Annotated in this window: 11 protein-coding genes and 1 tRNA gene; 7 read left to right on the plus strand and 5 right to left on the minus strand. The window is 55.4% G+C overall.

The window, feature by feature from the left end; all coding sequences use genetic code 11:
* On the plus strand, nt 1-501 hold the full coding sequence (locus IE099_RS10655; RefSeq protein WP_189569912.1) for a hypothetical protein: 501 nt from the start codon (nt 1-3) through the stop codon (nt 499-501).
* Here IE099_RS10655 and IE099_RS10660 read toward each other — a convergent pair.
* Nucleotides 493-924, minus strand: a complete 432-nt coding sequence (locus IE099_RS10660) for a hypothetical protein (protein WP_189569913.1) — start codon at nt 922-924, stop codon at nt 493-495. The genes IE099_RS10655 and IE099_RS10660 overlap by 9 nt on opposite strands.
* Before the next feature lie 6 nt (nt 925-930).
* A complete protein-coding gene (gene tmk, locus IE099_RS10665) occupies nt 931-1,593 on the minus strand; it encodes a dTMP kinase (RefSeq protein ID WP_189569914.1) in 663 nt (220 codons plus the stop codon).
* Nucleotides 1,594-1,894: 301 nt separating this feature from the next.
* Between tmk and IE099_RS10670 the strand changes: the two genes are divergently transcribed.
* Nucleotides 1,895-3,277, plus strand: a complete 1,383-nt coding sequence (locus IE099_RS10670) for a sulfatase family protein (protein WP_189569915.1) — start codon at nt 1,895-1,897, stop codon at nt 3,275-3,277.
* Here IE099_RS10670 and IE099_RS10675 read toward each other — a convergent pair whose 3' ends face one another.
* Nucleotides 3,278-4,024: a DUF3239 domain-containing protein gene (locus tag IE099_RS10675; protein WP_189569916.1), complete on the minus strand. Its 747-nt coding sequence runs from the start codon at nt 4,022-4,024 to the stop codon at nt 3,278-3,280.
* 13 nt (nt 4,025-4,037) lie between these two features.
* Nucleotides 4,038-4,114 (minus strand) — tRNA-Arg (locus tag IE099_RS10680).
* Nucleotides 4,115-4,231: 117 nt separating this feature from the next.
* On the opposite strand from IE099_RS10680, the gene IE099_RS10685 reads away from it, so the two are divergent.
* The 5 genes from IE099_RS10685 (at nt 4,232) to ribD (ending at nt 11,651) form a co-directional block, all read left to right on the plus strand.
* Nucleotides 4,232-6,214, plus strand: coding sequence for a sulfatase-like hydrolase/transferase (locus tag IE099_RS10685; RefSeq protein ID WP_189569917.1), 1,983 nt, complete (start codon nt 4,232-4,234; stop codon nt 6,212-6,214).
* Between the two features lie 91 nt (nt 6,215-6,305).
* Nucleotides 6,306-6,740 carry a universal stress protein gene (locus IE099_RS10690; protein ID WP_189569918.1) on the plus strand — a complete coding sequence of 145 codons (435 nt, stop codon included), beginning with the start codon at nt 6,306-6,308 and terminating at the stop codon, nt 6,738-6,740.
* Between the two features lie 75 nt (nt 6,741-6,815).
* On the plus strand, nt 6,816-8,186 hold the full coding sequence (locus IE099_RS10695; protein ID WP_189569919.1) for a DUF58 domain-containing protein: 1,371 nt from the start codon (nt 6,816-6,818) through the stop codon (nt 8,184-8,186).
* Complete coding sequence (locus tag IE099_RS10700) at nt 8,183-10,411, plus strand: transglutaminase-like domain-containing protein (RefSeq protein WP_189569920.1); 2,229 nt, start codon at nt 8,183-8,185, stop codon at nt 10,409-10,411. The genes IE099_RS10695 and IE099_RS10700 overlap by 4 nt, the downstream gene beginning before the upstream one ends.
* 205 nt (nt 10,412-10,616) lie before the next feature.
* Nucleotides 10,617-11,651, plus strand: coding sequence for a bifunctional diaminohydroxyphosphoribosylaminopyrimidine deaminase/5-amino-6-(5-phosphoribosylamino)uracil reductase RibD (ribD, locus tag IE099_RS10705; RefSeq protein ID WP_189569921.1), 1,035 nt, complete (start codon nt 10,617-10,619; stop codon nt 11,649-11,651).
* A 137-nt stretch (nt 11,652-11,788) separates the two neighbouring features.
* On the opposite strand, the gene IE099_RS10710 is transcribed toward ribD, so the two are convergent.
* Nucleotides 11,789-13,363 carry a choice-of-anchor J domain-containing protein gene (locus tag IE099_RS10710; RefSeq protein ID WP_189569922.1) on the minus strand — a complete coding sequence of 525 codons (1,575 nt, stop codon included), beginning with the start codon at nt 13,361-13,363 and terminating at the stop codon, nt 11,789-11,791.
* Nucleotides 13,364-13,655: the final 292 nt, after the last annotated feature.

The following is a 13,655-nucleotide window of genomic DNA, read 5'->3' on the forward strand; positions in this document are numbered from 1 at the left end:
ATGAAGGTCAACGTCCCTCCACCGCCGCAGAAGCTTTTTCGCCAATTCGAGGCGGGTGAAATCACTCGCGCCGAACTGCAAGCCACCTGCGCGCTCCATCAACGCGAGATGATTGCAGAGATCGAAGAAATGCGTCGCAACCCCGTCGCCGCCTACGTCGAGGACCTCCTCATCAAGCGCGAGGCCGGCAAAATCCGGCGTCAACACGGCGAAGGATTACCGCGCGAAATTTTCGCCGCTCTCGCCGAGGTCCCCGACTTTCCGCCGGCGATTTTGCTATGGAATGCTGATCACCGCGACGTGCCTTTTCACTGCTTCTTCCGCTTCCGCCGCGAACCGGTCTTTCGCTTGCTCGCAATGCGCAACAATGGACTGAGTGTGACGGCGGAGGTCGAATACGGTTCCTCTGACCGCAAGCTCGCCACCCGCGAGACCTTCACCCTCCATCGCGGAATTGGGGACCGCTTCGTGGTGACCAAGCGCAAGATGGGCTCAGCCTAACACGCGCCGCAATTGTGCCCGCGCCGTTCGCTCATCGATGCGACGCATCATGTAGGCGGTCAGGATGCGGCCGCACTCCCGCCCCGCGATATTGTCGCGAACTTCCGAAGCTGACTCGAGCCGCCCCGAGGACGCCTGTTTGATATCGGTCAACCCAATGAACCACGAGAGCAGCCATCCCAAGGGCCCCATGAGATAGCAAGCCATATGGAAGTAAAGGTGGCGATACATCTGCCCCTCCTGGCCATCTTTCCAAAGGTCATCGCGAAAGCCATCGGTCGGCAGATGACGGCTTTTGATGCGCTTCTTGATGTGCTGGAATTTGCGATAAAGCAGTCCCACCCCCAAGCGATAACGGGCCACAATGGAACCGGGTTGCGCCAGTTTCACGACGACATTGATGAACCGATCAAGCGAGGTCATTGTAATTCAAGACCTCTTATCACAGCTTAAAGGTGCAAGAGCGCACACCTCTTTGAGCTTCTCGGAGACCTTGTTCCAAATTTGTGAGTCTACCTCAGGTACTGAAGTCTGCGAATTTATCCGAACCGTGAAATCATCAGTGATCGAGTCGAAAATCGACTTACAACTCTTCAAATTTTCGACGCTCTCAAACTCATTTCCTTGACCGTCACGAATACCAATACGGTTTAAAGCCTCGTCGACAGTAATCTCTAAAATGAAGAGCATATCCGGCTTTGGAGCAAAAGCCTCGTTCAATGATCTAATTTCAACCGGATCTAATCCTCGTGCTCCTTGGTAAGCGATCGTCGAGAAATAATAACGGTCGATGATCACAACCTTACCTTCAGCCAAACTAGGGCGGATTTTGTTGGTAACGTGCTCCTGACGATCTTTAATGAAAAGCTCGAGTTCTTCTCCCGCATCCTTTCTGCCAGAAAACGCCGAATCACGAAGTAACTTTCCCCACGTTCCATCTGTCGGCTCTTTAGTCAAAACCACCTCAAACTCGTCGTCCTTAAGACGGCTTGCAAGGTTAGCGGCATGGGTTGTTTTCCCCGAGCCATCGATTCCCTCAAATACAATCAAGAGCCCATTCGGAATTTTTCTGGAAGTATTAGCGATGGGCATTTCTAGGCTTCCTTTGACAAGACTGCCAATCGAAAAATTCTTGATTTGAACTCAAAATGCGCTTGCTCAAAGGGAATTAGCCCGACGGATTAGAAGTCCGTTGCCCCAACTATCCCTTCCGGATGCAACCAGACTTCCCCGTTCCATCGATTCCTTCAAAGACGATCAGCATCTCCTACGAGTGCTAACCGAACCCCGCGCGAACCTCCCGCCAAAAAAGCGTAATTCGTATTTCGAAAGAAATGGAGACGGCGATGAAGTATACTCATCCCTCTCTTTTCCAACCCCTCGGCTCCTTCTCATGAAACCACTTCTCCTTCTCCTCGTCAGTGTGCTGACTTCCTCCCTGGCCCTCGCGGAAAGCAAGCCCAACATCCTCTTCATCTTTGCCGACGACTGGGGATGGGGCGACCTGAGCTGCCACGGACATCCTTTTGTGAAGACGCCCAATATCGACCGGCTGGCGGAGGAGGGCACCGACTTCTATCGCTTCACCGTCGCCAGCGGCGTCTGTTCACCCAGCCGCGCGGCCGTGATGACGGGGCACTTTCCCGCACGCTACAACATCGACGGACACTTCGCCTGGGTGCCCAGCAACGCCCGGCGCGGGATGCCGGATTGGCTGAGCCCGCAAGCCCCGCTCCTGCCGCGGTTTTTGCAAAAGGCCGGATACGCCACCGCGCATTATGGCAAGTGGCACCTCTCCAACGACATGATTCCCGATTCTCCGCTGCCCAGCGAATACGGTTACGATGCCTACGGCGCCTTCAACTGTGCCGGCGAGCAAATGCCAGTCCACGAGGACTCGCAGCACACCATCGACTTCATCGAAAAGAGCCAGCGCGAAGGAAAGCCCTTCTTCGTCAATCTCTGGATCCACGAGCCCCACACTCCCTTCCACGTCATTCCGAAATACCGCTACCGCTTTCCCGACCTCGAGGAGAAAGACAACATCTACGCCTCCGTCCTTTCCCACGCCGACGACCGCATCGGCGAAGTTCTCGATGCTCTGGACCGGCTCAAGCTCACCGAGAACACCCTCGTGATCTTCAGCTCTGACAATGGTCCCGCCCGAGCCTCCGACGCAGCCGAGCTCGCCCTCAGCTACGACACCGCCACCGGAGCGGGTTACGGAATCGCAGCCTCCCAAGGCATCACCGGCGGCCGCAAGGGATACAAAGCGAGCATCTACGAAGGGGGAGTGGGCGTGCCCTTCATCGCCCGCTGGCCTGGCAAAATTGCCGCAGGCAAGGTCGACAAAGACACCCTCATCTCAGCAGTCGATCTCTTGCCCAGTTTCTGCGAACTCGCGGGAGCGGACCTTCCGGGGGACTACGTGCCCGATGGGATTAGCCACGCCTCCACCTTGCAGGGAAAAGCCGCTCCGCAACGGGAGAAACCTCTCTTCTGGAAAATCAATGGCACTTGGCCCCAGAACAAGAGAAAGCCAGAACACTGGGCATCCTTTGCCATCGTCGATCAAGATTGGAAACTGCTTTCTAACAAAGACGGCAGCTACGCCGAGCTCTACAACCTCGCCACCGACCCGCTCGAAAAAACCGACCTCAAAGACAAGCAGCCCGAAACCACCCAAGAGCTTCTCGCGAAATTAAAGGCCTGGAAAGAAACCCTTCCCACCCAGCCCGACCCGAGCTGTTTTTCAAAGGAACGTGCCAAGAAGTAATTAGGAAGGCTCAGGCCGGTGCGCCTTTTTGGCAATCGTCCGCGTTTCCACCAAGCGACCCGCCCCATCACAGACATAAAGGTCCTCGAAGTCCGCCGGAAAGGGGTGATGGGAGAGGAACGCTTGTAGGAGGGTGAAGTAGTCGCTTTCCACATCCTCGCTAGATGTCACCGCCTCCAGGCAATGCTTCAGCTTCTTCCGATCCGAAGTTCCAAAAGCCACCGGCACCGGATCGAAGTCGTGCCACGTCCCGGGATGTCGCACCTCATCGCTAAAAGTCGAAACACAAGGCACCGCCAGACCCACCTTCCTCAGCGATTTGGGGAGGGTCAGGTATTTGATTCTTTTTACCCCATAAAGATAGTCCTGCTTGCGGCCACCTCTGCTCAGGACTCCGATTTGAATCAGCGAAGGTTCGGAAACGCTCTCCACCATCGCCGCCGTGAGAAGACCGTTCTTAAAGTTATCTCGCGAAACCCACGCAAAGATTCCCATCAATGTTCCCACCGCCAGACCCACAAGGCCAATCAAGGCACCCAGAATTCCCAAGAGCCAAGCCAGGATACCCGCCAGCAATATCGCCGCTCCAATTAAAAGACCTGCAATCAACAAGGACCAAAGAGTGAACTTGCACATCCAAGTCTCATTGAACCAAACATAGCGGAAAAGATTGGGGTTAAAATTCGTCGCCGAGGAAGCTTGGCTCCAATTTCGCGAACTTCCTGCAGCTCCAATCTCTTTACTCATAATCAGAAAGAAATGGCACGCCCAGCAGGATTCGAACCTGCGACCTACGGATTAGAAGTCCGTTGCTCTATCCAGCTGAGCTATGAGCGCGTCTGCAGCCACTGCCTACACGATGGACTGGAGGCCGTCAATGACAGGAGGCCATGGGGAGGCCTGTTTTTCTTTCCTCTTGAAACACCCCAGCTCCTTGGCAAGTAGGTTCTTGTGATGCGTTTTTTCACCCTTCTCTTATTCGCCGCGCAAGGGCTCACGGCGGCGCCCAACATCATTTTCATACTCTGTGATGATCTCGGGTATGGCGACTTGGGGGTCACTTGGCAGAACGAACGCTCCAGCAGCAAGAAACATCACACCCCCCACCTCGACCGCATGGCGGCGGAGGGAGTGCTGATGGACCGGCACTACTGTCCCGCGCCCGTCTGTGCTCCTTCGCGCGGGTCGTTTCTAACAGGCTTTCATCAAGGGCACTGTGGGATTCGCAACAACCAGTTCGACAAAGCCTTGCCCAACGATCACACCGTGGCCAGCACCCTGAAGGCCGGTGGATATCGCACCGCCCTGGTGGGCAAGTATGGCCTGCAGGGTAAAGGCAAGAACGCCGCCGAGTGGCCGGCCTATCCTACCAAGCGCGGCTTCGACGACTTCTTTGGCTACGTGCGCCATGCCGATGGTCATGTGCACTATCCCGCGCACGAATGGCCGCTGGGAAACAGTGCCGGCCACCGCTCCAAGAAGCAGGTGTGGTGGAACAACCTGGAAGTCTCGGCCACCCTCGACAAGTGCTTCACGGGTGATCTTTTCACAGCCTTTGCCAAGAAATGGATCGTGGAAGGCTTGGAGGAAAAACCAGATCAGCCCTTCTTTCTCTATCTCGCCTACGACACTCCCCATGCCGCCTTGCAACTGCCCACCGGCCCCTATCCCGAGGGTGGAGGACTGAAGGGTGGCCTGCAGTGGACTGGAAAACCCGGTGCCATGATCAATACCGCCCAAGGCCAGATCGACTCGTGGGTTCACCCCGATCACAAACAACCCGGTTGGACCAAAACTGAGAAACGGCAGGCGGGTATGATTCGGCGCCTCGACGACTCGGTGGGTGACTTGCTGCAGCTCTTGAAAGACCTCGAGATTGACGACAACACCCTGGTCATCTTCACCAGCGACAACGGGCCGCACGACGTCCATTACCTCGCCGAAGCCAAATACGATGCCACCCGCTTCCAGTCCTATGGCCCCCTCAACGGCATCAAACGCGATGTGTTGGAAGGAGGAATCCGGACCCCAACCCTCGTTCGCTGGCCTGAGAAGATTCCTGCCGGTAAAGTCAATGACACGCCCTCGCAGTTCCATGACTGGATGACCACCTTTCTCGCCGCCGCTGGATTGCCTTTGCCTGCGCAGGCGGATGGGGTCTCTCTTTTAGCTACATTGACTGGTCAGGGAGAACAGGAAGACTCGACGGTCTATGTGGAATATGCCGTGGTAGGTCGCACTCCGAACTATCCCGACTTCGAAGAGAACCATCGCAATGCGCCTCGCAAAGAGATGCAGGTCGTTCTGGTCGATCACTATAAAGGAATTCGCACCCATATCTCCCAGCCCGACCAACCCTTTCGCATCTATGATCTGACAACCGATCAAAGGGAAAAGGACAACCTCGCCGGCAGCTCAACCCGATTCGAAAAACTCCAGGAAACCATGCAAAAGCGGGTCCTCCAGATCCGACGACCCGACTCCAGCGCCCGCCGCCCTTATGATTCATTGCCCATCCCTTCCATCTCTCCCATCGAGACTGAACAGGGTCTCAGGGTGAAATTCCAAGCCGGTTCCTTTCCCTGGGTTCCCAGGCTGAACGAACTGAATGAAACGGAGGTTGAGACCTTGAATTTCCAAGCTCCCGTGGCAGGGGCTGTTGAGTATTCCGGATTGTTAGAAATTTCCGAAGAAGGGGAATATACTTTCGAACTGTCGGGTTCGATTCAAGCGGTGCTCCGCCTCCATCAGGCCATCATGATTGATACTGATTCTCCCTCGACCAAACCAGTGGACTCTGCCAAGGGCACAGTCAGACTGGAAAAGGGTCTGCATCCCTTCCGATTGTCCTATCTAACGAATGGACCTTCCCCTCAATTGATAATCCGCAGAAAGGGAAATCAAAATTTCAAGTTCACTTTCCATCGGTCGTTGTAGCCGATTGGCGACTCGGCATAAACTATCATTCTCCGTGCATTGATTGGGTCACTCTTGCTTAGTTGAAGAAGAACAGTAGATTGGTACTGCTATGAAAACAGTTATCGCCGCAATCGACTTCTCCGACGTCAGCGCCAAAGTCCTCAAGCAAGCGAGCGAACTCGCCAAAGCCACTGGAGCAAAGGTTACTCTGGTCCATGGAATTGAGCAGCTTGCCGCCTTCTACGACATCTATGGATATACCATCCCCGATGCCGCCAACTTCGAGACCCACGCCCGGGAGCGGGCGGAGGACTCTCTCGCGGAACGAGCAAAGACTCTGCAACTTCCTGCGGAACAGGTTGACTACAAAGTCTTGGAAGGCCCGTTCCTCGAAACTCTGCTCGACTACGCCAAGGAAGCAAACGCCGATCTCTTGATCCTCGGTAGTCATGGTCATGGGGTCGTGGCCCGCATGCTTCTCGGTTCTACCGCCCAGCGTGTGATCAGCCACACCTCCATTCCGACCCTGATTGTTCCCGCGTAGGAACTTCTCCTCAAATCAGGGCCAACCTTCGATTCCGGATTGGAGATAGTCGTAAATTGGGGTTAGCTTGCAGCAGTGAGCGAAGCCCGACTGCGATTTCTCCACCGGTCCTACAGCCGCACCGGACGGTGGGGTTGGCGCATCGCGCGCCGAATCAGGTCCTTCGGATGGGGCTTGGCCATGCTGGCCACCATCACGGCAGTGCTCGGGACCGATGTCGAGAAGTCAGCGATCTACATGATCTTTTGCTTCACCGTTTGCGCCATCGCCATGGGGTTGATATGGGCCATCGGCCGCAAGGCAAAGCTAACGGGAAAGCGTCACCTGCCAGAGTTCGGGAGTGTGGGGCAGGAGATGCAATACACCGTGGAGGTCAAAAATGAAGGCCGTCGCACTCTCAAGGCCATGCTCTTCGAAGAGTGGCCCCCGGATCCCAGGCCTGACTTCGAGACCTTCGCCAACACCCCCGAGCCCGGAGAAGAGAAACGCAATATTGTCGACCGCAAGATGCTTTTCTATCGCTGGACCTGGCTGCAGGAGAGGGAACGGGGATACAACCTGTTGGAAGCCTCGCAATCCCCTCGCACCATCGAAGCGGGAAAGACAGGCAAGCTCACTTTCCACCTCACTCCCCAACACCGGGGCATCCTCAAGCTTGCCGAACTCCGGGTTTTGCTACCCGATCCATTCGGTTTGTTCCAACGTTGTCGCAAGGTGGACACGGAAGAAGACCACATCATCGTTTTGCCCAAGCGCTATCCACTCGGCCACTTCTCCATTCCTGGACGAGCTCACCTTCACCTGGGAGGAGAAGCCGCTTCGAACAGCGTGGGACAAACGGGCGATTTTCTCCACTTGCGCGACTACCGTTCCGGAGATGCCATGCGTTCGGTCGATTGGAAATCCTGGGCTCGCACTGGCATTCCTGTCGTGCGGGAATACGAAGACAACTTCTTTCCCCACTACGGCGTAGTTCTCGATACCTCGGGGCCTCCGGGCGAACGATTCGAGGAGGCTATCTCGGTCGCTTCGTCCTTCGTTGCCAGCATGGATACCCAGGAATGCCTCTTGGACCTCATCTTTATCGGGGAAAAAAGCTATCGCGTGACCGCCGGGCAAGGGGTCGCCCGTCGGGGTAAGCTTCTGGAGGTCTTGGCAGGAGTCCAGCCGCATTTGACTGCTGATTTCACCGCCCTGGAAGCACTCGTTTGTCGCGAGAGCGAGCACCTCACCGGCATACTCATTATCTTCCCCGACTGGTCGGACGAACGACGCGAGTTTCTCAATCAACTGCGATCCCGCGGATTGGATACCACTGCTTTTGTGATCGTCAATGACGCTTCGCAAAAGACCTTTCAAGACCACCCCGTCCCGGACGTCCATCCTTTGCACGTCAACCAGGTCGCCCGGGACCTCACGTTAGCCGCCTCCAAGTTCTCGTCATGAACCTCTATCAGCCCACTCACTTTCCCAGCCCGCCCCGACTTCTGTTAGGGGTTTCGTTGTTGGTGTGGGGAGGTCTAACAGACCATCCCCTTTTCGCCTTGGGCGCGGCCTTTCTGGTGGAGGGTTGCCATTGGCTCAACTGGCGCTGGAAATTCGACCTCCGGGGTTATTCGCGGGCCTGGATCCTCTCCCTCATGGCCCTAGCCGGAACGGTAGGCTTTCACTCCCTCAATCTCTCTGGCCCCACTGCAATCCTCGCCTTCATCGAGTGGCTTCCCCTCATCTTTCTCCCCCTGATGTTGGCCCAACAATATGGTGAAGAAGTTGCCGTCCCCACCTCGGTTTTCTCCGTTATCGCCAGACAGCGGCTCAAGAGAGAACGGAAGTTGGGAAAGGTCATTGCTGAGTCCCGGATTCATCTGGGATATCCCTATTTCTCACTCGTCCTCATCGCCTCGGCCTTTCCCATCTCCGGCAACCTTGAGCACATGAAGCAGCAATGGATCTATTTCAGTCTCATGGTCGTCTTGGCAGGAATTGGCTTCTACTATAGCCATCGGAGTTCACAGCGGAGACTCTTTCCCTGGTTATTCATGCTCACCATGATTGGACTGAGCTCCATGGCTAGCAGCAGCGGTCTGGTCCAACTTTCCAGGTGGGTGCAGGAGGGAGGATTCCTCGGTTCAAAGGGATCCCGGCCACCGATTGAACACAACACTGCCATCGGGCGTCTCGGCGAATTGAAGCTCAGCCGCCGAATCCAGTGGCGGGTCAAAGTCCCCGAGGGCCAATCCCCGCCCAAGCGCCTGATGACACTGGCTTACAACAACTATCGCTCCAACAGTTGGCAAACTTATGACCCTGACTTTGGGGACTACGAGCGCTCCTACACCGACCTCCTGACCATTGCCGATCAGAAGGACAAGGGGGAATTCGCATTCAATACCGAAGACTTCGAGGTCAATGACCAACCAGCCCGAAACCAGGTTCCAATCCGCCTGTTAGGCGCCGTCGACAACAACCGCAAGGCATTGCCCTGTCCCTCCTCACCCGTTCTTTTCGCCCAGGCCAATGAGATCGACAGCATTGAGCAAAGCCAAATCGGCACCATTCTCGCCATCAACGCTGCCAACGTCATTGATGTGGAGATCTGGACTGGCGACGATCCTTCTTTGCGCGAAGCCCCTCCCATCCAACGAATCCGCAATGCGCAAAAGTTGGAAGTGACCGCGCTTTCCCTTCCCAGTGGGTCCTACCACTCCACCAAGGAGCGTGTCCTTTTGGAGGACTTGATTCAGAAGTTGGGTCTCAAGAAGCTGAGCGACGAAGAGAAGGTCAAGGTTCTCGCGAAATACTTCCAAGAGAACTATCGCTATACCACCCACCTCAAAATAGCCGACACCCAGGCCAAAAGTGCCCTTCTTCAATTCCTCGATACCAAGCATGAAGGACACTGCGAGTATTTTGCCACCGCAACTACTCTTCTCCTTCGTGCGGCAGGGGTGCCGGCTCATTACGCGGTCGGCTTTGCGGTGCAGGAAAAGTCGAACCGACCGGGAGAATATGTCCTGCGCGGAACCCACGCCCACGCCTGGTGCCGGGCTTATCTCGGTGGGCGTAAGGAAACGGTGGTCGAAGAGCGCACCGTGAATGTGAACGGAGAAGAAAAGACTATCTCCATGTCACGCGAAGTCTGGACTGGTGGTCGCTGGACCGACGTCGACCTCACTCCTGCGGTGTGGCTCGCAATGGATTCCCCCAAGCCCAACTTGAAGGAACGAATTGCCGACAGCTTCCAGCGGATGCGGGAAGACTTCCAGCTTTGGCGGGCCAATGAAAAAAACCGGGGCTGGGTCAACCTCACCCTCGTGATAATTGCGCTGGCGTTGGCAGCGTTCGTCATTTGGCGTTTGAGTGGCTCCCGAGTGCGGAGGGAGAATGCCATTGAGGACGACTCCAGCCGACCTGAAGGAGCCCCAACACCTCTGACCCTCTCATTACCCCAATTGGAGAAGACGCTCGGCCAGCGGCCTCCTGGGCAGGTGCTTTCAGATTGGTTGCAAAAGACTCTCCCTGACTTTCCGAAGCAATCCTATCGGCAGCTCTTTCAATTCCATGATCGGGAACGTTTCAGCAAGAGGCCTCTCAAGGGAGATGAAAGTCGTGAGTTTGAGTCCCTGGTACAGGCTCTGGTCGAGACTTGTGCCCAAAGGAAGGATCAGTAATTTTTATTTTTATCATCAAAACCTTCTTCTTCTCTTTGCGAATAACTGCCCGAAACCTGTGTTCCCCATTGCAACCGTCAGTGTTCCCCGCCAGCAACAACCTCACAAACAAGTGCGAGCCCAGCCTTGAAAACCCCTCTTTTGGAGGACCGGTAAAGTTGTCGTTTTTTTACCCACGAGTTATTCACAGTCTTTTGCCCACCCCATGATGAGCTCAACGGACGAACATTTCATGGAGCTGGCCCTGCGGGAAGGAGAGAAGGGCCAGGGGCAAACGGCACCCAATCCCAGCGTGGGAGCGGTGGTGGTCCGTGGGGGTGAAATATTAGGAAAAGGTTATCATCCTGGAGCCGGGCTCCCTCATGCCGAGGTGCATGCGATTGCGAATGCGAGGTCGCAGGGACATGACTTGGCAGGCAGCGAGATTTTCGTCACGTTGGAACCTTGCTCCACCACGGGCCGCACTCCTCCTTGTACGAGCGCTATTCTGCAAGCTGGCATCAAGCGGGTGGTTTGGGCTGCCGATGATCCCAATCCTGCCCATTGTGGCGCGGCGCGGCAGATTCTGGAGGCAGCGGGGATCGAGGTTGCTACTAGCGTTCTAGTAGATGAGGCGGAGTATCTTCACCGGGGATTTTTCAAAGTGCAAAGAACGGGACTGCCTTGGGTCATTGTAAAGACTGCGATGAGTCTGGATGGGAGAATCACCCGCCCATCAGGGGAGGGACAGTGGCTGACTGGTTCCGAGGCCCGGGCTGATGTCCAGATCCTGCGGGGTGAGGTGGATGCGATTCTAACTAGTGGAGAAACCGCTCGCAGAGACAACCCCCGCCTGGACTACCGGGGAGAGCGCCCGGGGAAGAAACAGCCAGTGCGAGTGGTTGCTACCGAATACCCGTTGGCTGGTCTTCCAGCTGAAGCCCATCTCTTGCAGCCAAACGAAAGTGGAGCCACTCGATTTGTGAGCGGGGACCTGCGTGAAATAATGGCGAGCCTGGCAGCCGATGGATTGCAGACCGTATTGGTAGAAGCCGGTGGCAAGCTGGTGGGCCAGTTGTTAGACGCGGGTCTCGTCGATGAGTGGGTGACTTATCTGGCTCCTTTGGTAGCCGGGGGTGATGTCGTGGCAGTGGGCGGGGAAGGCTGCTCCGTTTTGGATGAGCGCCCGCGATTGAAGAATGTGAGCTACCAACAATTTGGTGCTGATATTCGGGTGAGGGGGCTACTCCGGCGAGACTAGGCCCGTCTTTAGGTTCAGCTATTTGTTTTATTGCAGAAAGCAGCCATACCGTCGGGGCTTTCAAGGCTCAGTGAGTTCCTCAAAATGGCTGCCCCTCGGTATGGCTGCCTTCGCAAAAAATAGCCTTCTTTCGCGTCTTAGTCTTCTGCCACGAGAACGTCGTCGATATACCATCCCAAGAAGTTTCCTGGGTTGGTCCCTACGAAACGGAATTCCAATCGAACCGCTTGACCGTAGGCCGAGGCCGGAAGCGAAATCGGTTCCACCATGGTCCAGCTGGCGTTGGTGAGACGCGTGTCGGTAGAGATATAAATGGGAGTGGATTCTATCAAGGCATCGGTTTCATCATCGATGAGGTAGACCTCCGCAGTGTCTGCTGGCAAGAAGTCGGCAGCCTCGGCGAAGCTCAGACTAGCTGCTGTTACATTGGTCAAATCTATGACTGGAGAACGTAAAAAAGTGTCGGTTCCCACAGAATAGTAGCTTGTTAGAGCGGTTCCCCAAGCTCCTGCAGAACCGCCGTTGCCCGAAGTCACCGATCCTCCGATGCCACCACCGGAAGGAAGTCCGTGTTCCCAAATGGATTCCGTGGAATTGTTGATCGCAGTAAAGCCTCCGTTGTCATTCTCGAAAGAAGCATAGAACAGAGGCTCGGTTTCTTGAACCACGTAGAAGGTCTTGGGGTCGGCAGGAAGCGCGGTGGTGAAGGTGTTGATGCCTGAACCGTCGGCGCTTAAACCTTTCGCAACCGGAGTCCAGGCCTCGAGCGCGAGACCAAGGTCGGTGGTAGAAAGCAAGTCGTAGAAGGTTCCAGTCGAATTGCTCCAGGCAAAATCGAGCTCGGAGCCATCGGAGCTCCGTGCGATTTCAAGCTCAAGTTCGGTTTCGCTCTGGGTCGCTTCGACGGTCAAGGAGACGATCTGAAAGGCGCTTTCATCATTTTGCCCATAGGCATAGAAATGATAGTCACGGGTGAGATCAAAGGTGACACCGGCCTCGGAGAAATTGCCGGCGGTCGCCTCGGCACCATCGATGCTATAGGACCAATTGCCTTCCATATCGGCCTCCAAAACCAAGGTGTGAACTCCAACGGTGAAGGGCTGTCCGTTGCTAATTGGAACGACGATTCCATCTCCTCCGATAAAGTTGAGTCCCACTGGGGGCGAGGTGGCGGTCGGTGAGGACGCGCTGTCCGTCAGATTGAAGCCGAGGCCGTAGTGGTTCGAGGGGGAAACGCCGAAGACATCGCGAGTGGTGGTTTCGTCTTCCTCGTTTTTGATCAGCTCATCGACCAAGCCGAAATTCACCCGGTTGGAAAGAGTGGTGTGACCCGTTTCTTTCACAACCGTCAGACTGGCGACGTTGTAGGTCACCTCCAGGCGAAAGCCCTGTGACAGGTCGAACTGCCCGGTGGTGGCAATTCCCGCGCGGGACCCACCGGATGTGGTGGCGATGAATTCCAAGTTCTCATTGTTGTCCGTCCAGTTGCCGGAAGTTCCCGAGAAGACAACCTCCATACCGGCCCCGGTTCCCAAATTAAGCTCCACGCCATCTCCATCAAAGTCATCCTGGTAAACGAGGTCCAGTGCGCTCAAAGAAAGAGAAGCTCCTGCGAAGAGGAGGCTGGAGAGAATTCCGCTGCGGCGAGCGTTGAATCGAGTGTTCGTCCGGAGGGTAGAGGTGGGCCAATGCCTTTTGTTTCGAGTAATCATGGTGTGCAGATGCTCATTTGAGCGCGGAAACCAATCGCCCCGTTTGAACCATCTTCAATCAAAATGTCAGTCAGAATCGTAATTAATTACAATTTTAGCGCTAATACGATGTAATATTGATTGGGAGTGACGCTATTCGTCTCCAATTCACACCCCGGGTCGCTTTTCGCAGCGTCCAAGGAACCTCTGCATTTGCTTCCTGAGGATTATTTTTGGAAGCGGGCTTGTGAAATCAGAATCATAACCTCATTGTTTTAATGAAATCACCCAAAAACGATGCTCCGAACGTGTC

Origin of the sequence: Roseibacillus persicicus (genome assembly GCF_014651675.1) — a bacterium.
Classification (GTDB): Bacteria; Verrucomicrobiota; Verrucomicrobiia; order Verrucomicrobiales; family Akkermansiaceae; genus Roseibacillus; species Roseibacillus persicicus.

Bases quoted from the DNA above. Each gene is read 5' to 3' on its own strand.
- IE099_RS10670 (WP_189569915.1), top strand. From the start codon at position 1,895: ATGAAACCACTTCTCCTTCTCCTCGTCAGTGTGCTGACTTCCTCCCTG.
- tmk (WP_189569914.1), bottom strand. From the start codon at position 1,593: ATGCCCATCGCTAATACTTCCAGAAAAATTCCGAATGGGCTCTTGATT.
- IE099_RS10655 (WP_189569912.1), top strand. From the start codon at position 1: ATGAAGGTCAACGTCCCTCCACCGCCGCAGAAGCTTTTTCGCCAATTC.
- ribD (WP_189569921.1), top strand. From the start codon at position 10,617: ATGATGAGCTCAACGGACGAACATTTCATGGAGCTGGCCCTGCGGGAA.
- IE099_RS10660 (WP_189569913.1), bottom strand. From the start codon at position 924: ATGACCTCGCTTGATCGGTTCATCAATGTCGTCGTGAAACTGGCGCAA.
- IE099_RS10700 (WP_189569920.1), top strand. From the start codon at position 8,183: ATGAACCTCTATCAGCCCACTCACTTTCCCAGCCCGCCCCGACTTCTG.
- IE099_RS10685 (WP_189569917.1), top strand. From the start codon at position 4,232: ATGCGTTTTTTCACCCTTCTCTTATTCGCCGCGCAAGGGCTCACGGCG.
- IE099_RS10675 (WP_189569916.1), bottom strand. From the start codon at position 4,024: ATGAGTAAAGAGATTGGAGCTGCAGGAAGTTCGCGAAATTGGAGCCAA.
- IE099_RS10710 (WP_189569922.1), bottom strand. From the start codon at position 13,363: ATGATTACTCGAAACAAAAGGCATTGGCCCACCTCTACCCTCCGGACG.
- IE099_RS10690 (WP_189569918.1), top strand. From the start codon at position 6,306: ATGAAAACAGTTATCGCCGCAATCGACTTCTCCGACGTCAGCGCCAAA.